This window comes from Pleomorphochaeta sp. (assembly GCF_050031695.1).
GTDB lineage: Bacteria > Spirochaetota > Spirochaetia > Sphaerochaetales > Sphaerochaetaceae > Pleomorphochaeta.
In genome coordinates, this window is sequence record NZ_JBNAIC010000059.1 from 45,303 (window position 1) to 72,239 (window position 26,937).

At 28.8% G+C, this 26,937-nt stretch carries 31 protein-coding genes; 23 read left to right on the forward strand and 8 right to left on the reverse strand.

From position 1 onward, the window contains the following. The first annotated feature begins 8 nt into the window (after window positions 1-8). The 11 genes from obgE to ACPKM0_RS09985 all read left to right on the forward strand — a co-directional run bounded on the left by obgE (window position 9) and on the right by ACPKM0_RS09985 (window position 8,283). Window positions 9-1,100 carry a GTPase ObgE gene (gene obgE / locus ACPKM0_RS09935; protein ID WP_472475547.1) on the forward strand — a complete coding sequence of 364 codons (1,092 nt, stop codon included), beginning with the start codon at window positions 9-11 and terminating at the stop codon, window positions 1,098-1,100. Then, window positions 1,094-1,696 (forward strand): nicotinate (nicotinamide) nucleotide adenylyltransferase, encoded by a 603-nt coding sequence (nadD, locus tag ACPKM0_RS09940; protein ID WP_472475549.1) that lies wholly within the window; start codon window positions 1,094-1,096, stop codon window positions 1,694-1,696. The genes obgE and nadD overlap by 7 nt, the downstream gene beginning before the upstream one ends. Continuing rightward, the gene (yqeK, locus tag ACPKM0_RS09945) at window positions 1,665-2,246 is read left to right on the forward strand and encodes a bis(5'-nucleosyl)-tetraphosphatase (symmetrical) YqeK (RefSeq protein ID WP_472475551.1); all 582 of its coding nucleotides are present in this window, start codon (window positions 1,665-1,667) and stop codon (window positions 2,244-2,246) included. Before nadD ends, yqeK begins: the two co-directional genes overlap by 32 nt. Beyond that, complete coding sequence (locus tag ACPKM0_RS09950; protein ID WP_472475553.1) at window positions 2,243-2,743, forward strand: hypothetical protein; 501 nt, start codon at window positions 2,243-2,245, stop codon at window positions 2,741-2,743. The genes yqeK and ACPKM0_RS09950 overlap by 4 nt, the downstream gene beginning before the upstream one ends. Then, window positions 2,740-3,078 (forward strand): ribosome silencing factor, encoded by a 339-nt coding sequence (gene rsfS / locus ACPKM0_RS09955; RefSeq protein ID WP_472475555.1) that lies wholly within the window; start codon window positions 2,740-2,742, stop codon window positions 3,076-3,078. Before ACPKM0_RS09950 ends, rsfS begins: the two co-directional genes overlap by 4 nt. A 157-nt stretch (window positions 3,079-3,235) precedes the next feature. Next, on the forward strand, window positions 3,236-3,811 hold the full coding sequence (locus tag ACPKM0_RS09960) for a hypothetical protein (RefSeq protein WP_472475557.1): 576 nt from the start codon (window positions 3,236-3,238) through the stop codon (window positions 3,809-3,811). 20 nt (window positions 3,812-3,831) lie between these two features. Further along, entirely contained in the window at window positions 3,832-4,635 is an 804-nt protein-coding gene (locus ACPKM0_RS09965) for a hypothetical protein (protein ID WP_472475558.1), read from the forward strand. Next, a complete protein-coding gene (locus ACPKM0_RS09970) occupies window positions 4,635-5,366 on the forward strand; it encodes a hypothetical protein (RefSeq protein ID WP_472475560.1) in 732 nt (243 codons plus the stop codon). Before ACPKM0_RS09965 ends, ACPKM0_RS09970 begins: the two co-directional genes overlap by 1 nt. A 17-nt stretch (window positions 5,367-5,383) precedes the next feature. Beyond that, complete coding sequence (locus ACPKM0_RS09975; RefSeq protein ID WP_472475561.1) at window positions 5,384-5,989, forward strand: penicillin-binding protein activator LpoB; 606 nt, start codon at window positions 5,384-5,386, stop codon at window positions 5,987-5,989. Between the two features lie 15 nt (window positions 5,990-6,004). Next, a complete protein-coding gene (locus ACPKM0_RS09980) occupies window positions 6,005-6,937 on the forward strand; it encodes an LPP20 family lipoprotein (protein WP_472475563.1) in 933 nt (310 codons plus the stop codon). Continuing rightward, window positions 6,937-8,283, forward strand: a complete 1,347-nt coding sequence (locus tag ACPKM0_RS09985; protein WP_472475564.1) for a COG3014 family protein — start codon at window positions 6,937-6,939, stop codon at window positions 8,281-8,283. The genes ACPKM0_RS09980 and ACPKM0_RS09985 overlap by 1 nt, the downstream gene beginning before the upstream one ends. A gap of 76 nt (window positions 8,284-8,359) precedes the next feature. Here the strand turns inward: ACPKM0_RS09985 and ACPKM0_RS09990 are convergent, their stop codons facing one another. The 4 genes from ACPKM0_RS09990 to ACPKM0_RS10005 all read right to left on the reverse strand — a co-directional run bounded on the left by ACPKM0_RS09990 (window position 8,360) and on the right by ACPKM0_RS10005 (window position 11,637). Then, window positions 8,360-9,148: an ABC transporter ATP-binding protein gene (locus ACPKM0_RS09990; protein ID WP_472475566.1), complete on the reverse strand. Its 789-nt coding sequence runs from the start codon at window positions 9,146-9,148 to the stop codon at window positions 8,360-8,362. Then, entirely contained in the window at window positions 9,141-10,079 is a 939-nt protein-coding gene (locus tag ACPKM0_RS09995) for an ABC transporter permease (protein ID WP_472475568.1), read from the reverse strand. The genes ACPKM0_RS09990 and ACPKM0_RS09995 overlap by 8 nt, the downstream gene beginning before the upstream one ends. An 84-nt stretch (window positions 10,080-10,163) precedes the next feature. After that, window positions 10,164-11,156, reverse strand: coding sequence for an ABC transporter substrate-binding protein (locus ACPKM0_RS10000; RefSeq protein WP_472475569.1), 993 nt, complete (start codon window positions 11,154-11,156; stop codon window positions 10,164-10,166). A gap of 166 nt (window positions 11,157-11,322) precedes the next feature. Continuing rightward, window positions 11,323-11,637, reverse strand: a complete 315-nt coding sequence (locus ACPKM0_RS10005; protein ID WP_472475571.1) for a hypothetical protein — start codon at window positions 11,635-11,637, stop codon at window positions 11,323-11,325. A gap of 233 nt (window positions 11,638-11,870) precedes the next feature. Between ACPKM0_RS10005 and ACPKM0_RS10010 the strand changes: the two genes are divergently transcribed. The 6 genes from ACPKM0_RS10010 (at window position 11,871) to ACPKM0_RS10035 (ending at window position 16,954) form a co-directional block, all read left to right on the forward strand. Next, window positions 11,871-12,944, forward strand: coding sequence for a hypothetical protein (locus ACPKM0_RS10010; RefSeq protein WP_472475573.1), 1,074 nt, complete (start codon window positions 11,871-11,873; stop codon window positions 12,942-12,944). 7 nt (window positions 12,945-12,951) lie between these two features. Next, window positions 12,952-13,329 carry a hypothetical protein gene (locus ACPKM0_RS10015; RefSeq protein WP_472475574.1) on the forward strand — a complete coding sequence of 126 codons (378 nt, stop codon included), beginning with the start codon at window positions 12,952-12,954 and terminating at the stop codon, window positions 13,327-13,329. Between the two features lie 114 nt (window positions 13,330-13,443). After that, entirely contained in the window at window positions 13,444-14,091 is a 648-nt protein-coding gene (locus ACPKM0_RS10020; RefSeq protein WP_472475576.1) for a CpsB/CapC family capsule biosynthesis tyrosine phosphatase, read from the forward strand. Window positions 14,092-14,107: 16 nt separating this feature from the next. After that, window positions 14,108-15,364: an AAA family ATPase gene (locus ACPKM0_RS10025; RefSeq protein WP_472475577.1), complete on the forward strand. Its 1,257-nt coding sequence runs from the start codon at window positions 14,108-14,110 to the stop codon at window positions 15,362-15,364. A gap of 2 nt (window positions 15,365-15,366) precedes the next feature. Further along, window positions 15,367-16,002 carry an RloB family protein gene (locus tag ACPKM0_RS10030; protein ID WP_472475578.1) on the forward strand — a complete coding sequence of 212 codons (636 nt, stop codon included), beginning with the start codon at window positions 15,367-15,369 and terminating at the stop codon, window positions 16,000-16,002. A 73-nt stretch (window positions 16,003-16,075) separates the two neighbouring features. Continuing rightward, a complete protein-coding gene (locus ACPKM0_RS10035) occupies window positions 16,076-16,954 on the forward strand; it encodes an alpha/beta hydrolase (RefSeq protein WP_472475580.1) in 879 nt (292 codons plus the stop codon). Here ACPKM0_RS10035 and ACPKM0_RS10040 read toward each other — a convergent pair. From ACPKM0_RS10040 to ACPKM0_RS10050, 3 genes are read right to left on the reverse strand one after another with little or no spacing between them, the layout of a single operon-like run. After that, window positions 16,935-17,702 (reverse strand): ABC transporter ATP-binding protein, encoded by a 768-nt coding sequence (locus ACPKM0_RS10040; protein ID WP_472475581.1) that lies wholly within the window; start codon window positions 17,700-17,702, stop codon window positions 16,935-16,937. The two genes, ACPKM0_RS10035 and ACPKM0_RS10040, sit on opposite strands and share 20 nt — an antisense overlap. After that, window positions 17,699-18,706: a FecCD family ABC transporter permease gene (locus ACPKM0_RS10045; protein ID WP_472475583.1), complete on the reverse strand. Its 1,008-nt coding sequence runs from the start codon at window positions 18,704-18,706 to the stop codon at window positions 17,699-17,701. Before ACPKM0_RS10045 ends, ACPKM0_RS10040 begins: the two co-directional genes overlap by 4 nt. Further along, window positions 18,693-19,595 carry an ABC transporter substrate-binding protein gene (locus ACPKM0_RS10050; protein WP_472475584.1) on the reverse strand — a complete coding sequence of 301 codons (903 nt, stop codon included), beginning with the start codon at window positions 19,593-19,595 and terminating at the stop codon, window positions 18,693-18,695. Before ACPKM0_RS10050 ends, ACPKM0_RS10045 begins: the two co-directional genes overlap by 14 nt. 309 nt (window positions 19,596-19,904) lie before the next feature. Here ACPKM0_RS10050 and gltX point away from each other — a divergent pair, with 309 nt between their 5' ends. The 6 genes from gltX to ACPKM0_RS10080 are packed head-to-tail and all read left to right on the forward strand — an operon-like array spanning window position 19,905 to window position 26,468. Further along, complete coding sequence (gltX, locus tag ACPKM0_RS10055) at window positions 19,905-21,386, forward strand: glutamate--tRNA ligase (RefSeq protein ID WP_472475585.1); 1,482 nt, start codon at window positions 19,905-19,907, stop codon at window positions 21,384-21,386. 1 nt (window position 21,387) lies between these two features. Continuing rightward, window positions 21,388-22,710: a glycine--tRNA ligase gene (locus tag ACPKM0_RS10060; RefSeq protein WP_472475587.1), complete on the forward strand. Its 1,323-nt coding sequence runs from the start codon at window positions 21,388-21,390 to the stop codon at window positions 22,708-22,710. A 1-nt stretch (window position 22,711) separates the two neighbouring features. After that, on the forward strand, window positions 22,712-23,971 hold the full coding sequence (tyrS, locus tag ACPKM0_RS10065) for a tyrosine--tRNA ligase (RefSeq protein ID WP_472475588.1): 1,260 nt from the start codon (window positions 22,712-22,714) through the stop codon (window positions 23,969-23,971). Between the two features lie 44 nt (window positions 23,972-24,015). Further along, window positions 24,016-24,978 carry an ABC transporter substrate-binding protein gene (locus tag ACPKM0_RS10070; protein WP_472475589.1) on the forward strand — a complete coding sequence of 321 codons (963 nt, stop codon included), beginning with the start codon at window positions 24,016-24,018 and terminating at the stop codon, window positions 24,976-24,978. Window positions 24,979-24,981: 3 nt separating this feature from the next. Then, window positions 24,982-25,767: an ABC transporter permease gene (locus ACPKM0_RS10075; protein ID WP_472475590.1), complete on the forward strand. Its 786-nt coding sequence runs from the start codon at window positions 24,982-24,984 to the stop codon at window positions 25,765-25,767. Further along, window positions 25,764-26,468, forward strand: coding sequence for an ABC transporter ATP-binding protein (locus tag ACPKM0_RS10080; RefSeq protein WP_472475592.1), 705 nt, complete (start codon window positions 25,764-25,766; stop codon window positions 26,466-26,468). Before ACPKM0_RS10075 ends, ACPKM0_RS10080 begins: the two co-directional genes overlap by 4 nt. Before the next feature lie 50 nt (window positions 26,469-26,518). Here ACPKM0_RS10080 and ACPKM0_RS10085 read toward each other — a convergent pair whose 3' ends face one another. Beyond that, window positions 26,519-26,902: a desulfoferrodoxin family protein gene (locus ACPKM0_RS10085; protein WP_472475594.1), complete on the reverse strand. Its 384-nt coding sequence runs from the start codon at window positions 26,900-26,902 to the stop codon at window positions 26,519-26,521. Window positions 26,903-26,937: the final 35 nt, after the last annotated feature.

Genomic DNA, 26,937 nt, shown 5'->3' on the forward strand with positions numbered 1-26,937 from the left:
GGGTTCTTATGTTTGGATTTTCCGACGAAACCTATTTAGACGTTGCCTCTGGAAACGGGGGCAGCGGTTGTGTGTCTTTTAGACGTGAAAAATATGTTCAAAAAGGTGGTCCTGATGGCGGCGATGGCGGTCGTGGGGGCGATGTTGTATTTGTTGTAAAAAACAATTTAAGAACATTAGCACATCTTAAAATGACAAGATCATACAGAGCTGAAAATGGTCACAATGGCTCTTCACAAAGATGTTATGGAGCACAAGGTAAAGATATTGAAATTCCAGTACCTCCTGGAACAGTTGTTAAAGATGCTCAAACTGGTGATATAATTAAAGATTTAACTGGTGTAGATAGATGGGTGTTTTTAAAAGGTGGAAAAGGTGGTTTAGGTAACTGGCATTTTAGAACATCAACAAGACAAGCTCCTAAATTTGCTCAACCAGGAGAACCTGGTGAATCACTTAGAATTGGTGTTGAATTATTGGTAATTGCAGATATCGGATTTGTAGGATATCCAAATGCTGGTAAATCATCTCTATTAAATGCTCTAACTAATGCAAGAAGTAAAGTGGCAGGTTATCCCTTTACTACAAAGATCCCACAATTAGGCATGATGCGTTACGGTACTAATGATATCGTATTAGCAGATATTCCAGGAATTATTGAAGGTGCTAGCGAAGGCTTGGGAATGGGTTATAAGTTCTTAAGACATATTAGCAGAACAACAGGTCTAGCATATTTAATAGATTTATCTGATGACAGATATTTAACAGCTTATGAGACATTATTTGATGAATTAAAGTCATATAGTCCTGAGTTAGTTAGCAAACCAAGTGTGATTATTGCAACACATGTTGATGAAGATGGCACTAAAGAAAGGTTAGAAGAATTAAAGAAGAAATATAGTGATAAACAAGTAATTGGTTTATGTGTTTATTATGATATTGGTGTAGATGAAGTCAAACAAGCTTTTATAAAAATAGTAAGCGATACTCAAGATGGTACAATTGAGACAAGAAGTGAAGAATCAAATGGTGGTTTTTCAACAGTTGTTGATAAAGATGCTTATTATCCTGAAAGTCCAGATGAGGAAACACCATGGTAGAATATGCTATGTTTGGTGGAAGTTTTGATCCTATTCATTTAGGTCATTTACATTTAATACATAACGTATATGAAAAAACAAGGTACAAGAAAATTATTCTTGTGCCTTTGTTTGCAAATAAATTAAAAGAAGGATATAAGAACTCAGCTTCAATAGATAGATTAAATATGATTAGTTTAGCTCTTGAAGATTATAGAAAAATGTATCCTGAAGATAAAGACTTAGAAATTATTGTTGAAACCTGTGAGCTTGATAGAGGTGGTTTCTCTTATACTTTAGAAACAGTTGATTATATCTATAAAAAATATAATATAGATAATAAATTGGGTTTATTAATGGGAGATGATTTAGTCCCTTCTTTATCAAAGTGGTATAAATTTGATATACTTAAAGAAAAAGTTAAGTTTATTATTTGTAGAAGAAATAAAGATAATTTAGAAATAAAAAATTTAAATTATGAAATAGTTAACAATGTAATTTTTGAAGATGCTTCTTCAACAATTAGAGCCTTAATTAAAGAAAATAAAGAAATTAGTTCTTTAGTTTCTAAGGGAGTACTTAATTATGTCGAATCCCATGAGTTGTACAGAAGTTGACAAGTTTGTTCAAAAAGAAGTTAAGCCAAAAAGATATTTACACAGTGTTTCTGTTGCAGAAACAGCAGTTTATTTAAATTCAAGATTTTCATGTGGGCTAGAAAAAGACGATTGTTATAATTGTGGATTGTTGCATGATATAGCAAGAAATTGGGAAGCTGGTGATTTATTACTTTATACAAAAAAACATTCTATCTCTTTAGAAAAAGAAGAAGTACATCATCCACAGTTATTACATGCACCTGTAGGAGCCTCAATTGTAAAAGATTTAGGTTTTGAAAGCTATGAAGATGCAATAAGATGGCATACCTTAGGTAGTAAAAATATGGGTAAACTAGGTTTGATAATATATTTAGCTGATTATTTAGAACCTAGAAGATCATATTTGACAGATTCTCAAAGAGTATCTTATATAAAAATGGAATCTCTTGAGATAATATGTTTAAATGTACTAAAACAAATGAAACATCATTTTAAAGATAATGCTTTTTCATTTGCAACCTCTACAAGAGGTTTATATGAATATTTAAAGGATGGTGGAACTTTTTGAAAAAAGTAATAGTTCTTCTTATATTTATTACATTATTATTTTCTTGTAATTCGAAAGAAGAAGAATATAATTATTTGGTAAAAGGTTATACAGAGAATTATTTAGTTTTAATTACAAAAGAGACTTTAATTTGTATTAATTATGATAATAGAGAAATTGATGATGATAAATTGATACAACTCTTAGACCTTAATAATGTAACTAAAATCAAAATTGAAAAGGGTTTAGAAGATCAGATTATTAATCTTTTAGAACATAATAAAATAGAAAACGAATCATTATTAAAAGTATATGTTAATAATAAGAGTTTATTTAAAGAGGAAATAACTTCATTAATGAATACTTATAATGATAATGATTTAACTTATATAATAGAAAAAATAGATAATCAAGAAATATATTTTTTTGATAATTTAGAAAAAATAAAAGATAGTGCTAACTATTTAGAATTATGGTTAAAGCAGGTGAAAAGCTTAGAGCGAAGGAAGGATTTATGAAAAAAGAATTAGAAAATAAAATTGAAAAAATAGTTGAATATTTAGATGATCAAAGATGTAGAGATATTAATGTAATCGATGTTGAAGGTAGATGCTCATGGTCAGATGCTTTTATTATAGCTACAGTTACAAGTATAGGGCATTTAAGAGGTGTTTCTCATAATTTATGGTCTTTATTAAATGAATTAGAATTAGAAGTGAATGATAGACATAAAACACCAGCTGGTGATGGTTGGGAATTAATTGATTGTAATTCAGTTGTAATTCATTTAATGAGTGAAGAATTAAGAGAGTTCTACTCATTAGAAAAACTTTGGAAAGAAACTAATAACTAAAATATTACCTTTAGGAAATGCTCCTAAAGGTTTTTTTTGTACTTTTTTATAACAAATGTGTAATAAAAAATACTGAAATAAAATTTTTAATTGTTATTTTGCAATAATTGATATTATAGGTTATAATTAGAACAAATTTATGCAGAGGAGTTTTTTTATGAAAAAAATTTTATTAAGTTTATTAGTTGTGATTTCCTTATTTTCAATGGTAGGTTGTGCTACTGCCCCTAAGGCTGAATTAGCAGTTCCTGAAGCTACAAATACAAAATTAGACCAATTGCCAGATTGGATATTAACTACTCCAAAATCAGCTGATATGCATTATGCTATAGGTACTGCAAAAGCAGCTAATCTACAAACTTCAATTAAGAGAGCTGAAGCAGAAGGAAGAACTTCAATTTCAGAATGGATAAAAACAAGTGTTAAAGAAGTAATAAAAACTTATGTAAATGACGCTGGTTCTGGTGATAATAGACAAAATCTTGATGCATTTGAAGCAATTTCAGTACAAGTTTCTGAAAGTGTTTTAAGCGGTGTTACAAGAGAAAAATTATATCAAGCTGATGATGGAACTGTTTATGTATTAATGGCAATTCCACTAAGCAATGTAGAAAAATCATTTGAACCTGCTTCTCAAGCTGTTGCTGATGCTTATGAAGAAAATGAAGCAGCTGCTGCAGCAAATGAAAAAATGGCTGATGCATTTGCTAAATTATTAAATGGTGAAATTTAATATTAATTAATCAAAAAAATATGAAAAGATTAATTATATATATAATTACATTAATCTTACTAATAAGTTGTGTTTCTCAAACTGAAAATTTTGAAACACAACAAGTTGTGCAAAACAAAATTCAAAATGATTTATCTTTGCTTAATTTAAGCGAATATGAAGATAATGTTTATGTTGGAGTTTCAAGCGTATATAGTACAAAAGAAAAGATGCTTGAAGTAGCGATAATAAATGTTGCAAAAAATATATTAATTGATGAATATTTAGTATTAAATAAAGTATTAATTAGTGAAAATAAATCTGATTTTGGATATACCAAATTTGATAGTAATGAATTATTTGTGTATCAAGATGAACATCTTCCTGAAATTATTGAATCTATTGAAATATTAGAAATACATTTTTCTGATGAAGCAGGTTGTATAGTAATTGCTAAAGATACAAGACGTTCTGGCAAAAAAAGAGTTTATAAAGTGGAATATGATAAAGATGGAATTCCTACTTGGGTAAATGAAAGGCCAGAAATTGATTCATATATTGTTGGTGTAGGATCAACACTTGGTTATAGATTATTTGTAGATTCACTGTACGCAGCCGATCATGAAGCAATTTATGATATTTCCTCTCAATATGGTAACGTAACATCATATTTACAAAATTATTTTGCATTAAAACAAACTGATTTTTCATCATATTCACAAGAAGGTAAAGTACATCAAGAGTTAGCAGTAGTTCAAGGCTTAACTCATGTTGATTATTGGTATGATGAAGAAAAAAATTTATTTTATAGTCTAATAATTATGAAAGATAATAGAGAGAATTAATGAAAAAATATATCTTAATAGTTATGGTCACAATCTTGATGTTAACAAGTTGTGCAACTAAATCACCATATTTATCAGATCATCCTGAGTATACTGAAGATGGTGCTCCTTATTGGACTGTTTTAACACCAATTGATAAATATAGGTATTACGGTGTTGGCATGGGACAGTTGTCAAATCAAATTAATAGTAAAATGAAAGCAGAAGCTGCAGCAAGAGATGATATTGCAAGACAAGTTTCTGTATTAATTAATACTGCTGTTAAAAATTATACTAATGAAGCAGGTATGGTTAATAATACTCAAGAGTTAAGCGCTTTTGAAACTATTTCACTTCAAGTTGTTAATACAACTTTAAGAAATATAATTATTGAAAATTTATATCAAGATCCTGAAACTGATGCCATTTGGGTTATTGCTTCTTATGAAAAAAAATATTTAAAAGATGCTTATCAAGCAGAAGCTGAGAACGTAAAAAGATCATTAGAAAAACGAAAAATTGCTGCTGTAGAAGCTTTAGCAAAAGCTGAAGAGAGAAATGCTGCGGCTATTGAACAAATTAATTTATCAAATTTAGAGAATAAAGATGATCAACTAGAAGCTCTAGCAAAAGCATATTCTACAGTAGTAGACGAAAAAAATAAAGAAATTGCTAATCTTGAAGCAGAAAATGATGCTATTCAAATAGAAAAAATGGTTGATGCTTTAAGTGTTTTATTAGAAGAAGAATAAAAAAGTAGGAGTAAAAGATGAAAAAGATAAAAACTGTTCTATTAATGATTTTGTGCGTAGCTCTATTATCATCTTGTGCAACATCTGGAGTAACTAGATTAGATGAAGGCTATGATGAAGATTTATCAGGTTATTGGAATGATACAGATATTAGAGATGTAAGTGAAAAATTAGTCACTCAATGTTTAACAGCTCCATGGATATTAGATTATTTAATGAATAATTCAAATATGAAACCAACTGTTATTGTAGGAACTATTCAAAATAGATCTAGTGAGCATATGGATACAACAATAATTAGTAAAAAGTTTGAAATGGCCTTAGTTAATTCAGGAAAAGTTAGCACTGTTGCTGATTTTAATTTTAGAGATGAGGTAAAAGAAGAAAAAATTAGCCAACAATATAATGCTAGCGTTGAAACTGCTGCACAATTAGGTGAAGAGACAGGTGCTGCTTTTATGCTACAAGGTAGTGTTAAGTTTAATTTGGATCAAGTTTCTAATACAGCTATTAGGACATATTATGTAGATATGGAATTAATTAATATTGAAACAGGTCAAAAGGTTTGGTTAGGACAAGAAACAGTAAAGAAGAAAGTACAAAAAAGTTCTTATCGTTTCTAAATAAAAGGAGCTATTGTGATTAAAAAATTAGCTTTATTAATTGTATCAGTAGTATTAATGATGTCTTGTGTTATAACAACTTCAAATGAAGCTATGCCAAGTTGGTTTATTAATCAATATGATACAAATTATTCTAAATTAGAATATATGGTTGCTGTAGGCTCCGGAGATACTAAAGAAGAAGCAGAAGAAAATGCAAAAATTTCTTTATCTCAAAGTTTTAATGCAAGCATTAAAAATGCTCTTGTAACTTATGATAATGATACATCTTCATCATTAGCGTCTAGAGGTTATATTGATACTAGTGTAGATGACTTGATAGGTGTTAATATTGTAAATACTTATATAAATAAGGATGGTGTTTTTTTCGTACGAGTTGCTATGAATAAACAAATTGCTATAGATAAAACACGAGAAATATTAACTCCAAAGAGCAGTGAGATTAATTCATTACTAAATAAAGGTGGATTAAGTGATTATGAATATTTAAGAAATTTAATTAGAGCTCAAAAATTAGCTATTTCTGTTAAAAAATATTATGATCAGTTATCTGTTTTAGAAAATGCCAATGTTACATCTCCATTAATGAGTGTTGAAAACAAAATTGCTGAAGTTAAATCTAATCTAACATTAGAGGTTCTTGTTAATGCTAAAAATTGTGAAAATGCAAATGAGTTAAAAAAGGTAGTTGAAACAATGTTGTTAGAAAGCGGAGTTTCTGTATCTGGCTCTGATTCTATATTAATAGTTGATTATGCTGATGATATTAGTAATAATTCTGATGGTCTCTATCAATGTAGCTTTAACTTAAAAGTTCAATTAATTGATAATGATTCTGTAGTATTTTCAATAAATAAAGATTCAAGAGGTATTGGTGTTAATGAAAGTTCTGCGAGAAACAAAGCTATGGAAAAGGCTGCTAAACTAATAGAAGGAGAATTATTTTAATGAAAAGACTCTTTCTCCCTTTTTTACTTTTTTTATCTCTATTAATCAGTTGTTCTACTTATGTTGATTTGACTGAGGCTCAATCAGATTATTATGAAGGTAATTATGAGAGTTCTTTGAATTATTTAATTACTAATTCTGAAAATATCATTAATAAACAAGGCTCGATTGTATATTACCTAGATGAGGGTATTGTATCACATTCTGCTGAGAAATATGATTTTTCTATAAATAGTTTAGCAACTGCTGAGCGAGAAATAGAAGCTAATTTTACAAAAAGTATATCTGCTAATATAGGATCTTATTTGTTAAATGAAAGTGTAAGGGATTATTCGAGTTCTTTTTATGAAGATATATATACAAATATTTTTCTATCTTTAAATTATTATCATGTGAATGACATAGAAGATGCTATGGTTGAAGTTAGACGTAGTCTTGATAAACTTCAACTAAGAGAACAAGAGCTGCCAAAATTAAAAGCTGAATTAGAAAAACAATTAGCTGATAATAATGCAAAAGATATTGATGAAAGACTTCATTCTTTTGATTCAGCCTTTTATTCATCAGCATTAAGTTATTATTTATCAAGTCTTTTTTCCTTAGAATATGGTGATTATGATACATTTAGAATATCAAGAGATAAAGGTACTACTGCATATAAAGTATTAAATAAATATTATATGGAAGATTACTATTATGCTTTTGAGAATTTAAATAATGTAAATGAAAACTCTTCTATGATAAATTTCTTAGCTTTTTCTGGGCTTTCTCCTATTAAAAGAACTCAAATTGATAAAAATGTTTTAGTGTTAGAATCATATAAAGATGATGATGGGATTTATCATCCTGATTACTATGCAAATGTTGTATATACTGTACCTTTAAAAAGAGGAACCAATGTTAAAACAATAGAGGTATTTATAGATGGTGAAAAAAAAGTATTACAACCCTTTGAAAATTTAGAATTAGTAGCGTATGAATCTTTAGAACAAACATGTAGCTCAGAATATATTAGAGCATATATAAGAGCTGTATCTAGAGAAGTTGCAAAATCAGTAGCTGATACTGCGTCCCTAGAAGAAGGTCAAACATATGTAGAAACTTCTGTATTAAGTGATATATTCTCTTTATTCTCTGTTGTTTCAGAAGGAAGTGGTGATTTAAGAACTGCGCACTTTTTCCCAGCAATGTCTTGGATTGGATCATTTATGGTAAATCCTGGAGAGCATGATATCGTTGTTAAATATTTAAGCAATAATAATTCAGTTCTTTTTCAAGAAAGATTTGATGATTATTTAGTAATTCCTGGAAGAGCAAACTTAGTTGAAATTATAAGTGCAAAATAAAATTTATTATTAGTAATATAAAAAGACGGCTACCATTTGTATGGTAGCCATCAAAATAATATAACCAAATATATTATTAAACGTTCAATAATTCTTCATCCGCACTAAATTCTTTATTCTTAATGTTTCTAAAGATTGTTACTAACTTATCTACAGTTAGTTTTTGTTTTTCTTCGCCTTTTACATCAAGAATTATTTCCCCTTCATCCATCATTATTAATCTAGTACCAAATTCGATTGCAAATTTCATATTATGGGTAATCATCATTGCTGTTAAATTTTTCTCAACAATATATTTTTGTGTTAAATCCATAACAATATCTGCATTTCTAGGGTCAAGTGCAGCTGTATGCTCATCAAGCAAAATTAGTTTAGGATTGCTCATTACAGTCATAAGCAATGTTAAAGCTTGTCTCTGACCACCTGAAAGGAGACCAACATTATCTTTTAATCTATTTTCTAAACCAATTGGTTTTAAAATTTCTTTAAATTGTTTTCTTTTTTCATTATTTAGGCTTATTTTAAGACCTTTCATTCCTTTCGTAGAAGCTGTGATTAAATTATCTTCGATACTCATATTAGCAGCAGTACCTTTAGTTGGATCTTGGAAAATTCTACCAATATATTGTGCTCTTTTATATTCAGGAGTTCTAGAGATATTTTTATCATTAAATTGAACTGTTCCGTTTGTTAGTGGATAAGTTCCGCTAATTAAATTAAATAAAGTTGATTTACCAGAACCGTTTGATCCAATAACACAAACAATTTCACCTTCTTCAATATGTAAACTTACACCATTAATAGCAACTTTTTCATTAACTGTACCAGGGTAAAAAACTTTTGTTAAATTATCTAGTTTAATCATCAGTACCTGCTCCTTTTAGTTGAGTTCTCTTTATTGCATTCTTTCTAGCTGCTCTATCACTTGCATTAGATCTGCTCTTTGCAACCCATAATGAAACTATAACTAGTATACCTGTTAATAATTTAAAATCGTTTGGAGTAATATTGATTAAATAGCCATATTTTCTACCAAAGAACATTAATGTTTTATAAATAATAGCACCTAAAACAGCACGTAATGTGATTAATGATATTCTATTACTTGAGAATAAGAATTCACCAATCATAATTGCAGCAAGTCCTTGAACAACCATACCTTGGCCTAAATTTGCATCTGCAAAACCTTGGTATTGTGCTAGTAGACCACCTGATAATGCAATTAAACCATTAGAAACACCAATCCCTAATAGTTTTAAATAATCAGGATTCATTCCTTGTGAAATCACCATTTGTTCATTACTACCTAATGCACCTACAGCTAATCCTAAATCTGTTCTAAAGAAAATATCTACAATTACTTTGACAATTAATACAACAAAGAGTGTACCAATAAGTACAGCAACTGAAGAATTTAAATTACTAAATTTTTCAGGAAGAATAGAATAGAATGTGTCAATTCTTAATAATGGAACATTTGCCTTATTTCCTAGAATTCTTAAATTTATTGAATATAACATTGTCATTGTTAAAATACCTGCGAGAAGCCCTGGTATTTTAAACTTGTTATGTATTGTAGCTGTTACCATACCTGCTAAAGTACCAACTAAAAATGCTAAAATAAGAGCAAAAAAAATGGTTCCACCATTTATAATATGCATAGTAGCAACAGCAGCACCTGTAGCAACAGTACCATCACAAGTTAAATCTGCAAAATCTAAAATTCTAAAGGAAATTAATATCCCAATAACCATAATGGAAAAAATTAATCCATCTACGAAGATTCCTTCTATCATATAATACCTCTACCTAAGAACAATGATAGGATGCCACATGCGTAGCATCCCAAGAAAAATAATAAAAGATAAATAAAAAAATATTTATTCTTTGCTAGTTTTAACACCATCTTTTACGACAACAGCAGCTGATTCTAATAAGTCATCACTAATAGTAACGCCAAGCTTTTCAGCTACATCAAGATTGAACCAAAGTTCAAAATCAGATGGATCTGTTAGATAAACTGAACCAATTTCTTCTGGAGTTGAACCAGTTAAACAAGATTCGATTACCTTACCTGTTTGTAAACCTAAGTTATAATAATTGAAACCCCAAGAAACTAAGCAGTCTAAGTCGCCAGTACTTGTTGGGTCAGCACTTAAATAAGGTTTATTTGCTTTTTTACAAACATCATCAATACTTGCTACAGCTGAGATAACAGTGTTATCAGTTGCAACATATATAGCATCAACTCTATCAATAATTGATTGAGCAGCCATTTTAACTTCTGCAGTGTTAGATACAGCAGATTCAACAAAACCTACGCCTAATTCTTCACAAGCTGCTTTAGCCATTTCCATTAATACAACGCCGTTTGCTTCACCACTAGCATATACGTTACCAATAGTTTTAGCGCCAGTTAATTCTATTAATAATTTGATTTGAGCTGAAACTGGATTTAAGTCTGATACACCACAAATATTTCCACCTTCTAGTGAAGCACTTACAGGATCAGTTACAGCTGAGAATACTACTGGAATATCAGTAAATACATTAGCAAGAGATTGAGCTGAAGGAGTTGCTATACCTACAACAACATCACATTTATCACTCTTTAATTGTTGAGCAATAGAAGCAGCAGTAGAAATGTCTCCATTAGCGTTTTGTAAATTATATTCAACTTCTAAATCTGTTGTTGCTAAATAATCTTGTATACCTTGTTCTACAGCATCTAAAGCTGGATGAGGTAGCAATTTTGAAATACCAATTTTTGTTGCACTTGAAGCCTCAGCTGTTTCTTGAGCACCTTGAGCAAATAAATTAGTAGTTGCTAGACCTAAAATAAGTAAAAATGATAATATTTTGTGATTTTTCATCTTCTTTCTCTCCTACGATTATGAGTGCTAATATACACTAAATAAAACACTTTGTAAATTAAAATATACAAAAAATGTAAAAATATTCACACAATATGCATAATGTTTTATTGTTGATAAAATGTTTATAGAATATATTTTAAAAAAAAGGCCTAAGGCCTTTTTCTTAATATTCCCATTCCTCTTCATCTCTAGAGAAAAAATCATTTTCGAAGTCTTCTTCGTCAAAGTCATCTTTCGAATCTACTTCAACACTGATACTTTCTATTTCTTCATCATAATTCTCGTCATCTCCAAATAAGAAATTATCATTAATTAAATCGTTATCATCAGTAATATCATCTAAAGATTCGTCATCATCGAAATCTCCAACAGGAGGTGCTTCTAAATCATCAATGAAATCTTCTTCATCAAAATCTAAATCATTAAAATATCTATCTTCTTCAAGATCTAATTCATCATCGAATTCATCGCGTACCATATGTTTCTCCATATACTAAGTTTTTTTCAAGTCTCTAAAAATATGATAAAATAGTACCATTAGCACGTCAATAAATAAATAAAAAATAATGAGGGTAAACCTTGTTTTTTTTAGAGATTTTGGTAATAACACATAAATTAATTAGCATCTTTATAAAATTTGTTTTTTTTTGTAATTTTTTAGGCCTTTGATTGTCTTAATTATTAAGCACATTTTTAAATTAAGGGGTTTTTATGAAAAAGCCAAAAAAAGTATTTTTTTCATTTTTCTCAATATTTTTCACATTATTTGCATTGATATCTTGTTCAACATCTGTTTCAGTTTCATATTTGAAACCTGCAAAATATGATTTAACTCAATATAAAAATTTGGCAATTGCTTCAATGGAAGTTGATAGTGTTACAACCTTTAGTGATAATTTCATTGAAATAAGCTATGACGATTTTGAAGATGAAGTATATACAGGATACAATAGTAGAATTGCTTATAGTGTAGCTGATGAGTTTAGTGAAGCATTGTACATTGATTTATATAAAACTTCTTTCTTTGATTTATTAAAACCAGAAGTAACTGATTTATATATTGAGAATCTAAAATATGGTATTAATTCTTTAGAGAAGTTAAGAAATATGGGTATACAAGCTTTATTAATTAGTCAAATAGACTCATTTGATTATGAAGAGTACACTGATATTGGTGATTATATCATGATAAAAAATCCTGAATATGAAAATGATAGTTCTTTAGCTGAATATATTGAATCTGATGAAAAAGAAGTAAGTATTATTCAAAAAGCTTATGTTGAATATAGTTATAGGGTTGTTGATATAAATACTGGTGAAATATTAGCTTCTAATTCATTTAAGAAAACTGTTAGTAATGAAGTGGAATATGAAGATAGTTTAATTTCATTGCCTTCAATGGAACCTTTGTTTGAAAAAGCTTTACTAGCAGGGGAAAAACAAATAGTAGAAGATTTATCCCCTCAATATGTAACAACTAGTATTAAATTAATGAAAGATAAACAAGGTGATGCATACTTTAGCTCAGCTATGGATTTAGTAAGTAAAGGTAGTTTAAAGGTAGCATATGATAATTTTAATAAATCTTGGATGAATACAATGTCCTATGCTTCTGGGTATAATTCTGCTTTAGTATTAGAAGCTTTAGGAAATAGAGATGAAGCTATTGAAAGAATGCAAGAAGTATATAATTATTATAGTAAGGTTGAAGCTTTTGAACAATTGAGTCGCATGCGACAATATAAGAGTGATACAACAGAAGCTCAATCACAAATTAGTAATTAGGATATTTATGGAAGCTCAAGTAAAAAAAGATATTTATGTAATAGAAAGTGAAGATGCTAAAAAAGTATTTGAAGATAATAAAGGTGATGGTAAAATTGCAGTCGTAGACTTTACAAACTCTGTAGTAATATTTCCAAACCCTAATATAGTTGTAAAAAAATATAAGCCCACAAAAACAGATGTTGCCTTTTCTCAAATAAAAAGATGGATAAGCAGTGAAGCTTTTAGCCAAATCTTTTTATTAGGTGGATTGGATTGTTTAGATAAAAATTTAATATATGATTGGTTATATGATCATAAATCAAAACAAGGGTTTCCTGATTTGTATGTATCTGGTAAAAAAATGGAAGCTTTTTGGCTTGATTTAGAGATTATAAAAAAATAATTAGATATATAACTACAATAAAACTTTTTAGGCTATTTTTTCAATAATAGCCTATTTTTCAACTAATTAAACTTTTAACTTCACTTTATTAATATATTAGGGTATACTTTCACTATGGGCTATATAGATTTTCATACACATATACTACCTAATATTGATGATGGAGTATTAGATAAAAAAGACTTAGATAAAATGCTTTCTATATATAAGGAAGCAGGTTTTTCTGAGATTGTTTGTACCCCTCATTTGTATAATCCTTATGTACATACTAATGTGGGTGATATAAAAGATACTTTTACTTATTTTAAAGATTTGGCAAAGTCAGTTTATAATATTGATTGTTATATTGGTTCTGAATACTACTATTTAAATCAACAACAAATAGTGGGTATCCCAATTGCTTCGAAATATCAATTAATAGAATTGCCTACAACTTTACCTCCTATTGATTTCATTGATAAATTTTATAATCTTACAAAAACAGGTATGAAAATAATACTTGCTCATGTTGAGAGATATCCTTATTTGAAATATGGCACTCCCGAATTAGAAAAATTAATTAATATGGGTGTATTAATTCAAGTTAATGCCTCAAGTCTATCATCGGGTAGAGGTCTTGAATTTGTTGAAAACGAAGTTGCAGATTTACTTGCTACAGATAATCATGGTAATTTTAAATTGCCTTATATATATTTAGATCAAATCGGTAAGTATCCATATCTTCAAAAAAGAATGGCAAAAATAAAATTAAATCATTACTAGAAAAGGGGGAACCAACGTGTTATTAAACATGTCAATCGAGAATTTTAAATCCGTAAAAGAGTCTCAAACTATTTCTTTTGAGGCTATTAAGGACAATAGATTCCAAAAATCAAAAATTGTTCAAGTAAATGATAAGCTTAACTTGATAAAGAGTGCAGCTATTATTGGTCCAAATGGTGCTGGTAAAAGTTCTTTTGTACGTGCTTTAGAATCATTAAAGAGTATTGTTTGTTCATCTGAGGAAATAGAAAATCCTTTACAAGTGCTTTCAGGTACTAGTTTTGCTTATAGTAGAGAAAAAAATACCCCTTGCACAATTACATTAAGATTTGTTCTTGAAAAAGGTAATTTAAACAATATCGAAGAAGAACCTTCTGTAATTGCGGTATACTCTTTTTCTGCAAACAATAAGAAAATAACTCATGAATCTTTATATTTTGCTTACAATAGAAGTAAAAAGTTAATGTTTGAAAGAATTGAAGAAGTTGATCCTTTAGCTGATGAGGGTTCACCTATTACTTATAAATACCGTTTTGGTAAAATGTATAGAGGTGAGAAGAAAAGATTAATTAAAAAAATAGATGAAAAACATTCATTTTTAGCTGCTGCTGCTGCTAAAGGTGGAGAAACAACTATCCCTGTAGTGAATTGGTTTACAACTAATCTAAATATTTTACCTATGGGTGTTTCTGCAGCAAGTGAAAAATATATAATTGATCAAATTACAGAACATCCTAGTTGGGTTGAACAATTAATTAATTTTTTGTGGGCTTTAGATATTACTGATATCAAAAATGTTCAAGTAATTAATAATCGTTTAGTTTTCTCTCATACAAACGTAATGCAATCATATGCTACTTATTATTCTTTAGAAAGTTTATCACTTAGAAGATTATGTTTGATTGGAATAGCTTTTTTTGAAAGTTTTATAGAGAACAGAACTTTAGTTATTGATGATTTTGGAATGTTAATCCATCCACATGTTTTAAAGCATATTATTGAAATTTTTGAAGATTGTAATGACGCAACAGGTTCTCAAATGTTAGCTGTTGATTGTAATCCATCTTTATTAATTCCAGGATTACTTAGAAGGGATGGAGTATATTTTGCTCAAAAAAATGAAAAGAGTGAAACAGTATATTATTCTTTAGCTGATTTTAGATATTCTAGAAGTCGTGATTTAACTAGTGAACAATATATGAATGGAGCATTTGGCGCTCTTCCTTTATTAAGTGATTTTTATTTTGTTGATAAAAAAAAGGAGGATAATTAAGCATGAATAAACGTAAAAGAAAAAGCGAAGCACCTAGAAAGACAATGTTAATAGTTTGTGCAAGTGAAAAAGAAGCTTTATATTTCTCCCAAGTTAGAAAAGATGCTAGATATTCTAATCTAAGCGTTGAATGGGCAGAGGGCGTAACTACTTTAGAAAAATTAATTTCTTATACAGCTAGGGCCAAAACAAGAGGAAAATTTAATGAAGTTTGGTTAGTTTTCTCTTTTGAGTATTTGGGTGTTAGAGTATCAGAAGTAAAAGAATTACTTCCTATTGCTAAAAAACGAAAGGTTAATCTTTGTTGGAGTAATCCAGGAATAAGTTTATGGTATTTATTCCATTTTAGATCTGCTAATGGATTAATTAAGGATAGTTCTAGTATCGTAAGAGCTATTCAAAAAGAATTACCAGATTTTGAAAATACTCCTAAATATCTAAAAACTGTTGGTTTAAATTTTTATCAAAGAATTTGTGTAAAAGATAATGAAGCTAATAGAAATGCAAGAATTTATAATGAAGCAGTTGAACCTGTATTAGGTTTACCAGCAATAAACTATATTAATTTACATTTAGCTATTATTGAAAATTGTGGGAAAGCGAATTTTACTCAAAATCAAAGAACCATTGGAATGTAAATAAAATAATATTATAACAATTTAACTATTCTAGTTTTTCTAGGATAGTTAAATATTTTTGAGGATATAAATTTTGAATGAAATAAATAAGTTGTGCAAAGGATATAAAAAGCTAAATAAGTTAGATGACTTATATAATTTATTAGAACCATATTACAATATGGAAAAATCAAAGCCTTTATTATGTGCAACTCCATGGAAAATGGTACATGAAAACAAAAAATGTGATATTGCTATTTTAGCTCTTCATGGTTTTCAAGGTTATCCTGGTGAAATGATATATCCTGGGTTAGCTTTATATAATTCTAATTTTGATGTTTATTGTCCAAGATATCCTGGTCATGGGGTTACAAAAGAAGCTTTCTTAAATACAGATGCAAATGATTGGATAAATGTTGCAAGAACTTCATTAGGGTATCTAAAAAAAGAATATCGTGAAGTATATGTTATTGGGCATTCTATGGGTGGTTTAATTACATCAATAGTAGCAAATGAGTTTGATGTAAAAAAAATAGCTTTAATTTCTCCTGCATTTTATATAAAAGGTTTTTCTCACTTTAAGCTTTTAACCATTAAAATTTTTAAAAATGGTGAAATTACTCAACCTTGGCAAACTGACAAAAGTTTTTGGGGTATTTGTGAGAGAGATGAAGGTGATGATGAATATTTAGGTGAAAATTATTGGTCAAAAATCAATGCACAACAAATAAATCAATTAAATATTATTCGAAAAAAAGCTTTAAATGCTATTTCTAAATCTAGTAGTGAAACTATATGTATTTTAGGGGATAAAGATTTAGCAATAGATGTAGAAAAAGTAAATGAGTTAATGAAACATAAAGGTAATAAAACAATATTGCTTAAAGGTGTTAATCATTTGTGCCAATATTTCAACGTAAAAGAGAAAAGAGATAAATGTAATAACAGTATAGTTAATTTTTTTCTTGATTAAGAATTACATAGGGCTTATTTGTTAAAGGATTATTTATAAAATGACTATTTAAATTAAAGTATGTTTTTATATTATTTTTATTAATTATCTTTTGTGTTAATCCTTGTGTTATCAATTTATCTTTGATTAACAAGACTTCATCACAATAAGCTAGCGCTAGGTTAATATCATGAAGCGTTGTTATTATAGTAATTTCTTTTTCTTTAACTAAATATTTTAATAAATCCATAATTTCAAGTTGATGGAGAGGGTCTAGATTAGCAGTAGGTTCATCTAATATTATAATTTTTGTCTCTTGTGCTAAGGCTCTAGCAATAATTACTTTTTGTAGTTCTCCTCCACTTAATTGTGTAATATATTTATCTTTAAGTTTTTCAATTTTTAATAATTTAATAGTTTCTAATACTATTAAATTATCTTTTTTATAATAATCATCAAAAGTATATCTAGCTAAATTTATATATTCTATTACTTTTATTTTAGGTAAATTATTAGAGCTTTGTTCAACGTAAGCTATATTTTTTGCTATATAGGTTCTCTCTATTTGATTTATATCTTCATTATTGTGATATATAGAATTATCCTCTATTTTTAAAATTTTAATAATAGTTTTTAGAAGTGTTGTTTTCCCACAACCATTTGGGCCAAGTATTCCATGAAATTTACCTTTATTAAATTCTAGTGATAAATCTTGAAAAATATGATTATAATCATATTTGAAATTTAATTCATTTATTTTTATTTTCATAATATATTTGCCTTTGCCTTTTTTAGGATATAAATAAAGAATGGTGCACCAAATAATGAGGTAATTATTCCTATTGGAATTTCTGTATTTGATATCAACGTTCTTGAAATAACATCACAGAAAAGTGTGAATATTGCCCCTAAATAAAGGGAAAGGGGTAGTATTACCTTATGTTTTAATGGAAAAATAAGTTTTACTATATGGGGAATTATTAAGCCTATAAAACCAATTGTTCCAGCAATACCAACACAAATACTTGTTAATAGTGTTGTTAGTAATAATAGCTCTAGCCGTTGTTTTTTTACATCAAGACCAATAGAAATGGCAGTATCATCACTTAATAATAATACATCTAATTCTTTAGATTTATACAATAATAAAATTATGATAATTATCATAATAGGTGCTGTATATAATATTTTTTCATAAGAACTTAAGCTAAAAGATCCCATTTGCCAAAATATAATATTTTGTAATTTATCACGATTAAAATATAATAAAAGTGAATTTAATGCTGAAAAGAAAAAATTAATTGCAAGTCCTGATAATAATATTATCAAAAGGGAAGATTTGTTTTTCCCCGCCAGAGTAAAAATAGTTAATGCACTTAACAAGGCAAAGAGAAAAGCAAATAAAAAAGTTCCCCATATTCCACTAATGAAAATAAACAAGTTGAAAATACTAGCAACTGTAACCCCTAGAGCAGCGCCAGAAGAAATACCAAGAAGGTAAGGTTCTGTTAGTGGGTTTTTAAATAGTGTTTGAAAAATAGCACCACATAAGGAAAGACTCATGCCAACCATTATTGCACTCATTGTTCTAGGTATTCTAAGGTTTAATAAAATGAATTTATGAGATTTAGATAAATATTCATTTTTAAAAATGATACTTAAAATTTCATTTAGAGGGATTTTAACACTTCCTTTAGAAATAGATAAGAAGATAGCTAAAATACCTAGAATAATGCATGTTATTATAAATAATCTTTTTTTATTTAAATTCATCTGCGTATATAATTTTGGCTAATTCTAATAAGCCTTGGGCATTTCTAACCCCTTGTCTATCAAGAAGATTGTTATCAATTTCATAAACATTATTATTTTTTACAGCTTTCAGTGTTGAATAAGGGTATGTTGAGATAAATTGGTTTTTTGTATCATAGTATTTTGAGACAATGATTATATCAGGATCTTTTTCTATTAATTGTTCTAAGCTGTAATTCCATCCTTTTATATCTTTAGCAATATTATCTGCTGAGATTAAATCAAACATTTTGCCTATATAAGTGTCGCCGCCACAGGTAAAATCCCCCCAGCTTCCAAAGCTGACAACATAATAAACACTTTTTGTTTCAAGGTCTTTAGTTCTATTAACTATTGAAGCTACTAATTCTTTATTATTTTTAACTATTTGATTAGCTTTAGCTTCTTCATTGATAATCTTTCCAATCCTAGTGATAATGTTATAGGATCCTTCAATGTTGTTATCATCATATATAGCAATGGCAGGAATGTTTAAATTTTCTAAATTTTCTAATACTTCTAATGAGCAATGTACTGAACCAATAACTAAATCTGGATTTAATTCAATTATTTTTTCAAGATTAGGATTTGTTAAATTACCAATACTATCAAGAGATAGTACTTGAGTTGGGTAATCACAATAATCTGTTCTCCCAATTAATTTATTAATGTTTAATTCACTTATTATTTCAGTAATGTTTGGTCCTAAAGAAATAATCCTTGATGGGTTATAAGGAATTTCTACTTCACGATTATAAGAATCAATTATTGAAATCGAATTACTGATTTCTACATTTTCTTTTGTTCCTGCAGAAAATGATAAAGAGATTGATATTACTAATACTAATAATATTGATAAAAATTTTTTCATAAAAAGCTCCAAGTTTGGAGACTTTTGGCAGTAGCCTAAAGTCCAGTAGGTTATACAAAATATTTAGTGGTCTGACTTTAACAGTAGCTGGTCTGTAAGGATTTTCACCTATTTCACATTTGCTATATCATTATAAATAAAATATTTATATTTAATAAAGCTATTATGCTAAAGAAATAAAAAGAAGTTGATATATTATTTAAATATTGTTGCAACCTTTAGATATATTGTTGTTTCAATTGTTGCCATAATTAGCAAATTTTAGTAATCTTACATGAAACGTTTTTAGTTAAAGGAGCTCTTTATTTTATGAGTGTTAGAGTACGTTATGCACCTTCTCCTACAGGATTGCAACATATCGGTGGAGTTAGAACAGCATTATTTAATTATTTCTATGCTAAAGCTCAAGGTGGCCAGTTTTTACTTAGAGTTGAAGATACAGATAGAGAAAGATATAGTGATGAATCATTAGATGATTTATATCAAACTTTAGAATGGTTAGACATCAAATGGGATGAAGGTCCTGTTGTTGGTGGCCCTTATGGTCCATATATTCAAAGTGAACGTTTTGATCTATATCAAAAGTATGCAAAAATGCTAGTAGAAAAAGATATGGCTTATTATTGTTATTGTACTCCTGAAAGACTTGAAAAAGTAAGAAAAGAACAAAAAGCTAGTAAGAGTTCTATTCAAGGTTATGATAGACATTGTAGTAACTTAACAAAAGAACAAAGAGAAGCTTATGAAAAAGAAGGTATTAAACCTGTTATTAGATTACGTGTACCTCTTGAAGGTAAAACAACTTTTCATGATGTTTTGATGGGTGATATAACAAGAAAAAATAAAGATATTTCACCAGATCCAGTTCTTTTAAAGAGTGATGGATTTCCAACATACCATTTAGCTAATGTTGTAGATGATCACTTGATGGGAATTACTCATATCATGAGAGCTCAAGAATGGATTCCATCAGGACCATTGCATATTATTTTATATAAAGCTTTTGGTTGGGAAGCTCCAACTTATTGTCACCTTCCTATGGTTATGGGTAAAGATGGTCAAAAATTATCAAAAAGACACGGTTCTACAAGTTTGAGAGAATTTAGAGAGAAAGGGTACTTACCTGAAGCCTTAATGAACTATGTAACTTTAGTTGGTTGGTCTTTTGATGATAAAAGTGAATTCTTTAGTAAAGAAGAATTAGAAAAGATTTTTGATATTACTAAAATTCATAAAGCACCAGGTGTATTTGATTATAAGAAGTTAGATTGGTTTAATGGACAATATATTAGAAAACTTAGTGATGAAGAATTAAAAATAAAAGTATTACCTTATTTATTAAAAGAAGGTTTTGTTGATGATGAAATCACTAAGGAACAAGAAGTTATTCTTAATGATTTAATTCCATGTGTTAAACCTAGATTAAAGGTTTTATCTGATATTGTTGCATTATCAAAATTCTTATTTGTTGATCCAGGTCTTGCAGAAAAAGAAATGTATGTAGCAAAGAAAATGGATTTAGAAACATCAACTACTGCTTTAATTAAAGCATATGATGTGTTTAAAAAAGGTTTAGAAGAAAATAAGCCTTTTGAAGAAATTGAGAATAATATATGTGAAATTGCTAAAGAAATGGAAGTAAAAGTTAATGGAGTTTTCACACCATTAAGAGTTGCATTAACAGCTAGTACAGTTAGCCTACCAATGCACGATACTGTAAGTTTATTAGGCAAAGAAGAATGTTATAGAAGAATAGAAAGAGCAATAGAAATGCTAAAGGGAGAATTATAGTATGGCTGAAGTAACAATGGATAAGATTGTATCATTATGTAAGAGACGTGGTTTTATTTTCCAATCTAGTGAAATATATGGTGGATTAAACGGAGCTTACGATTACGGTCCATTAGGTGTACAATTAAAAAACAATATCAGAGATTTCTGGTGGAAAGAAATGACTCAACTTCATGATAATATTGTTGGTATTGATGCTTCAATCCTTATGGCTTCTAAAGTCTGGGAAGCTAGTGGTCACGTTTCTAACTTTAGTGATCCTATGGTTGACTGTAAAGAATGTAAATCTCGCTTTAGAGCAGATCAAATTGATTTAAATGCTCCATGTCCTGTTTGTGGAAATAGAGATTGTTTTACTGAACCTAGAAACTTTAACTTGATGTTTGAGTCTCATATTGGTGCAAACAGAGATGCGTCTTCTGTAGTATATCTAAGACCTGAAACAGCTCAAGGTATTTATGTTAACTTTAAAAATGTTGTTGCTTCATCTAGAGTAAAAGTTCCTTTTGGTATTGCTCAAATTGGTAAATCTTTTAGAAATGAAATTACTACAAAAAACTTTATTTTCCGTTCATGTGAATTTGAACAAATGGAAATGCAATTCTTTGTAAAACCAGGTGAAGATGAAAAATGGTTCCCTTATTGGAGAGAACAAAGAATGGATTTCTATGATAAAATGGGTATTAGAAAAGATAGCTTAAGATGGCACCAACATGGTAGCGATGAATTAGCTTTCTATGCTAAAGATGCCTATGATATTCAATTCTTATTCCCAATGGGTTGGCAAGAATTAGAAGGTGTTCATAGCAGAACAGATTATGATTTAACTCAACACACAAAATTCAGTGGTAAAAAACAAGATTATCAAGATCCAATTACTAATGAAAGATATATTCCATATGTAGTTGAAACAAGTGCTGGTTTAACACGTAATGTATTAATGGCTCTTTGTGATGCATATGAGGAAGAAGAACTTGATGGAGATAAGAGAACTGTTTTACATTTCCATCCTGAAATTGCTCCTATTGAAGTTGCAGTTTTACCATTAGTAAAAAAAGATGGTATCGCTGATATGGCAAAAGATCTAGAAAAAGAATTAAGAAGTGATTTTGCAACATTCTACGATCAAAGTGGTGCTATTGGTAGAAGATATAGAAGAATGGATGAAATTGGTACTCCTTATTGTGTAACATTAGATTATGATACTAAAGAAAATGATACAGTTACATTAAGATTTAGAGATTCAATGGAACAAATTAGAGTTAATAAAAAAGATTTAGTTAGCACTATTAAAGAAGCTAATAAAAACTATAAGAGGAAATAAGATGAATAGCGCTTTACAAACTTTACAAGATAGAGGGTTTATTAAAGCTTGTACAGATATAGAAGCTTTAAGTGATTTGATGGATAAAGAGAAAGTTAAATTCTATGTTGGAGTTGATCCAACAGGAAAAAGTGTTCATGTTGGACATATGGTTCCTTTTTTTGCAATGCATCATCTACAAAATGCTGGCCATTTACCAATTGCTTTAGTTGGTGGTGGTACAGGTATGATTGGAGACCCTTCAGGTAAAACAGAAATGAGAAAAATGTTAACTCCTGAACAAATTCAACAAAACTGTGAAAGTATTAAAAAACAATTAGGTACTGTTGTTGATTTTAGTGAGCAAACAGATGATGAAAAAGGTCAAGCTGTAATGCTCAATAATGCAGACTGGTTAACTAACTTAAATTACATTAGTTTCTTAAGAGATATTGGTAAACACTTCTCTGTAAATAGAATGTTAACTTTTGAATCATATAAACAAAGATTAGAAAGAGGATTGTCTTTTATTGAATTTAACTATCAATTATTACAATCCTATGACTTTTTAACATTATATCAAAATGAAGGTTGTCGTCTTCAAATTGGTGGTGATGATCAATGGGGAAATATCGTAAGTGGTATTGATTTAATTAGAAAAAAAGGTGGAGAAGATTGTTACGGATTAACTTTTAACTTAATTACTAGAGCTGATGGTAAAAAAATGGGTAAAAGTGAAAAAGGTGCAGTATTCTTGGATCCTGAATTATTCTCACCATATGATTTCTATCAATATTGGAGAAATGTTAATGATGCTGATGTAATTAAATTCATGAAACTTTTTACTTTCTTAAGTTTAGAAGAAATTGCAGAATATGAAAAAGAAAATGTGAATATTAATGAAGCAAAGGCAAGATTAGCATATGAACAAACAAAAATTGTTCATGGTGTTGAAGAAGCTGAAAAAGCTAAAACAGCAGCTAAAGCAATGTTTAGTTCTAATGCACCTGCTTCTCTAAAACAAAGAGAAGGAATGCCAAGTATGGAAATCGAAAGAAGTAAACTTGAAGAAGGAATACCTGTTTTAAGTTTATATTCTTCTACATCCTTAGCATCTTCAAATAGTGAAGCTAGACGTTTAGTAACAGGTGGTGGTGCATCAATTAATAATCAGAAAATTACAGATACAAAGTATATTGTAAAAATTGATTTGTTAGATGATGAAGGTGAATTAATCTTAAGAGCTGGAAAAAAACGCTTTTTTAGAATTATAGTAAAATAAAGGAATTACGACAAAAGCCATAGTTTCTATAAAGGACGGTAAAAATGAAGAAAAAATTATTAGTTTTAAGTATTATTTTTTCATTAGCTTTAACTTCAGTTTTTGCACAAGCAGAATTTGAAAAAGCTAATCAAGCTAACATGGTAAATGTAGAACTAGCTGTTATGGCTGGACCAACTGGTTTTTCAAGTGCAAAAATTGCACGTGATAATGGCAAAATTGGTTCAAATGTATTAGTTAATACTAGTGTTTACGCATCTCCTAATGAAGTTGTAGCAAAATTAACCAATGGTGAAGTTGATGTTGCAGCTTTACCTACAAACTTAGCTGCAATTTTATATAATAAAGGTGTTGATTTAAAATTAGCTGCTGTAATTGGTAATGGTATGTTAAGTGTTGTATCTAATTCTTCCTCTTGGATGAATGATACTATACAAGTTCCAGGTGGACCATCTTCAACTCCTGCTCAGTTAACTAGTATGCTAATTGGGGAAAATGGTTTAGATATTGATGACTTTGATTTAGATTATAGTATTACTTCTTCAGCTCAATTATCTCAATTATTAATAGCGAATAAAGCAACTTCTGCTCTTCTTCCTGAACCTTTTACTACTATGGTTTTAGCTAAAAACACTGATTTAAAAATAGTTTTAGATGTTCAAGATTTATATGAATCAACTACATCTATAAATAACTACCCAATGACAGTTTTAGTAGTTCAAAATGAATTTGCAAAAGAAAATCCTGCTGCATTAAAAGCAATTTTAAAAGCTTATGAAAATAGCGTTGAATTTGTATTAGCTAACCCTAGTGATGCTGGAGAGACTATTGAAGAAATTGGCATTATGCCAGCAGCTATGGCAGCTCCTGCTATACCTAACTGTAACTTAGTTTATGAATCAATAGAAGAAGCAAAAGATGAAGTAGTAACATACTATAATTTATTGTTTAATTTTAATCCTAAATCAGTTGGTGGTAGTTTACCTGATGAAGGTTTTTATTTATAAATAATGAAAAAAAATAGAAGAACCTTAACTAAAACATTAATAATTATATTTTCAGTAATAATTTTATTATTATTATGGCAATTTGTATCTATGATATTAGATTCTCAAATTTTAATGCCAGGTGTAAATGATGTTTTGTTAAGGTTTTTTGAATTGTTTGCTTCAGATAATTTTATATATGATGTTTTATCAACAATAATTAGAGCTTTTGAAAGCTTTTTAATTATTGTTATTTTAGCTACAATTTTAGGAACTTTAGCTGGAAAATATAAAGTTTTAGGCTGGTTTATTACACCAATATTAACAGTCTTAAAAACAACCCCTGTTATGAGTGTTATTCTATTAGCATTTATTTGGTTTGAAACAGGTACTGTTCCTGTTTTTTCTGCTTTTCTAATGGGATTCCCTATAATGTATATGATGATGGAAGGCGCAGTAGAGCAATTAGAACTTGAAATGGATCAAATGTGCTATTTATACGGTTTTTCTACAGTACAGAAATTGAAATATTATATCATTCCAACACTTGCTAAATCTTTTTCATTAGGCGCAAGACAAACTCTATCTATGGTTTGGAAAGTTGTTGTAGCCGCAGAAGTTTTAACAATTCCTAAGTTTGGTGTAGGTGCTAAAATGCAATTTGCACAAATCCAATTAGAAACAGCTGAAGTCTTTTCTTGGACTCTTATTGCCATTTTATTATCTGCAATAGGGGATTTGATATTTAATTTAATTGAATCATCAATTAAAAAAGTGTCTAGATACTTAAAGGAGAAAAATGCTTTATGAAAATAAAAAATTTGTCCTTTAGTTATAAAGATACGTTAATATTTAATAATTTTAATCTTGAAATTCAAAATCAGACTATTTGCTCAATTGTTGGACCTTCAGGATGTGGTAAAACAACATTATTAAAATTGATTTCAAACCTTGAAGTTCCTATATCTGGTAAAATTTTAAAAGATGAAAATGAAAAAGGTAATGTAAGTTATTTATTTCAAGAACCTAGATTATTAAGAAGTCAAACCACATTTAGAAATTTGGATGTTGTTTTATCAAATTCTATTCCTAATAAAAAAGAAAGACGGGATGTTGTTTTTTATTATTTAGAAAGAGTTGGATTGTTAGAACATCGAGATAAATATCCATTACAGCTTTCTGGTGGTATGAGACAGCGTGCTGCTATTGCTAGAGCTTTTGCCTATCCATCACATTTAATTTTAATGGATGAACCAATGCAAGGCTTAGATATTAAATCTAAATATGATGTTTTAGAGCTTTTTAAAGAGATGTGGAATAATGATCCTAGAACCACTTTATTTGTAACTCATGATTTAAGAGATGCTTTAACAATGGGAGATAAAGTAGTTTGTTTAGGTAATCCTAATAGACCAACTTTAGTATTAGATATTAAAGATGAAAAACCACTTGGTGATGAAAGCCTAGGCCATTATGAAAATCAAATACTACATTCTATTTTAAATAAATAAAATAAGGCTATTGAAATCAATAGCCCTTAAATGTTTAGAGATAAAAAATCTTATAATTTTGTTTCCCATAAATCATGTAAATTACAATATGCAAAAGCTGCAATTAATTTATCACCATCAGCTAGAGAAAATTTAACAACAGGATCGTCTCCAGGTAGTAAATTTTTTCTTTGTCCACCATGTTCAGTTTGAATATAAACCCATGAAATTAAATGTTTTTCTGTCATTGGGTGAGGAGTTGAACCAATTTCTACTGTTACATTGTTACCATCAACAGTAATTACAGGTACATGTTTTTCACCAGCAGCATCTACTTTGTTTGGTTCAAGTTTTTCCATTTGCTCTCCACAGCAAACAACAGGAACACGACCATCACGAATTTTTGAAACAATGTTACCACAATGTCTGCAAATGTAAAATTCTTGTTCTTTCATTTTTTTCTCCTTGATTAATAATATAGTTTAATAAT

What these genes read in the sequence shown, in the direction of transcription:
- ACPKM0_RS10000 (WP_472475569.1), bottom strand. Translation starts at nt 11,156, where the DNA reads ATGAAAAATCACAAAATATTATCATTTTTACTTATTTTAGGTCTAGCA.
- ACPKM0_RS10010 (WP_472475573.1), top strand. Translation starts at nt 11,871, where the DNA reads ATGAAAAAGCCAAAAAAAGTATTTTTTTCATTTTTCTCAATATTTTTC.
- obgE (WP_472475547.1), top strand. Translation starts at nt 9, where the DNA reads ATGTTTGGATTTTCCGACGAAACCTATTTAGACGTTGCCTCTGGAAAC.
- ACPKM0_RS09995 (WP_472475568.1), bottom strand. Translation starts at nt 10,079, where the DNA reads ATGATAGAAGGAATCTTCGTAGATGGATTAATTTTTTCCATTATGGTT.
- ACPKM0_RS10050 (WP_472475584.1), bottom strand. Translation starts at nt 19,595, where the DNA reads ATGAAAAAATTTTTATCAATATTATTAGTATTAGTAATATCAATCTCT.
- ACPKM0_RS10020 (WP_472475576.1), top strand. Translation starts at nt 13,444, where the DNA reads ATGGGCTATATAGATTTTCATACACATATACTACCTAATATTGATGAT.
- ACPKM0_RS09960 (WP_472475557.1), top strand. Translation starts at nt 3,236, where the DNA reads ATGAAAAAAATTTTATTAAGTTTATTAGTTGTGATTTCCTTATTTTCA.
- ACPKM0_RS10005 (WP_472475571.1), bottom strand. Translation starts at nt 11,637, where the DNA reads ATGGTACGCGATGAATTCGATGATGAATTAGATCTTGAAGAAGATAGA.
- ACPKM0_RS09985 (WP_472475564.1), top strand. Translation starts at nt 6,937, where the DNA reads ATGAAAAGACTCTTTCTCCCTTTTTTACTTTTTTTATCTCTATTAATC.
- ACPKM0_RS10045 (WP_472475583.1), bottom strand. Translation starts at nt 18,706, where the DNA reads ATGAATTTAAATAAAAAAAGATTATTTATAATAACATGCATTATTCTA.
- yqeK (WP_472475551.1), top strand. Translation starts at nt 1,665, where the DNA reads ATGTCGAATCCCATGAGTTGTACAGAAGTTGACAAGTTTGTTCAAAAA.
- tyrS (WP_472475588.1), top strand. Translation starts at nt 22,712, where the DNA reads ATGAATAGCGCTTTACAAACTTTACAAGATAGAGGGTTTATTAAAGCT.
- ACPKM0_RS10085 (WP_472475594.1), bottom strand. Translation starts at nt 26,902, where the DNA reads ATGAAAGAACAAGAATTTTACATTTGCAGACATTGTGGTAACATTGTT.
- ACPKM0_RS10075 (WP_472475590.1), top strand. Translation starts at nt 24,982, where the DNA reads ATGAAAAAAAATAGAAGAACCTTAACTAAAACATTAATAATTATATTT.
- ACPKM0_RS10070 (WP_472475589.1), top strand. Translation starts at nt 24,016, where the DNA reads ATGAAGAAAAAATTATTAGTTTTAAGTATTATTTTTTCATTAGCTTTA.
- ACPKM0_RS09975 (WP_472475561.1), top strand. Translation starts at nt 5,384, where the DNA reads ATGAAAAAGATAAAAACTGTTCTATTAATGATTTTGTGCGTAGCTCTA.
- ACPKM0_RS09965 (WP_472475558.1), top strand. Translation starts at nt 3,832, where the DNA reads ATGAAAAGATTAATTATATATATAATTACATTAATCTTACTAATAAGT.
- ACPKM0_RS10040 (WP_472475581.1), bottom strand. Translation starts at nt 17,702, where the DNA reads ATGAAAATAAAAATAAATGAATTAAATTTCAAATATGATTATAATCAT.
- rsfS (WP_472475555.1), top strand. Translation starts at nt 2,740, where the DNA reads ATGAAAAAAGAATTAGAAAATAAAATTGAAAAAATAGTTGAATATTTA.
- nadD (WP_472475549.1), top strand. Translation starts at nt 1,094, where the DNA reads ATGGTAGAATATGCTATGTTTGGTGGAAGTTTTGATCCTATTCATTTA.
- ACPKM0_RS10015 (WP_472475574.1), top strand. Translation starts at nt 12,952, where the DNA reads ATGGAAGCTCAAGTAAAAAAAGATATTTATGTAATAGAAAGTGAAGAT.
- gltX (WP_472475585.1), top strand. Translation starts at nt 19,905, where the DNA reads ATGAGTGTTAGAGTACGTTATGCACCTTCTCCTACAGGATTGCAACAT.
- ACPKM0_RS10060 (WP_472475587.1), top strand. Translation starts at nt 21,388, where the DNA reads ATGGCTGAAGTAACAATGGATAAGATTGTATCATTATGTAAGAGACGT.
- ACPKM0_RS10030 (WP_472475578.1), top strand. Translation starts at nt 15,367, where the DNA reads ATGAATAAACGTAAAAGAAAAAGCGAAGCACCTAGAAAGACAATGTTA.
- ACPKM0_RS09970 (WP_472475560.1), top strand. Translation starts at nt 4,635, where the DNA reads ATGAAAAAATATATCTTAATAGTTATGGTCACAATCTTGATGTTAACA.
- ACPKM0_RS10080 (WP_472475592.1), top strand. Translation starts at nt 25,764, where the DNA reads ATGAAAATAAAAAATTTGTCCTTTAGTTATAAAGATACGTTAATATTT.
- ACPKM0_RS09990 (WP_472475566.1), bottom strand. Translation starts at nt 9,148, where the DNA reads ATGATTAAACTAGATAATTTAACAAAAGTTTTTTACCCTGGTACAGTT.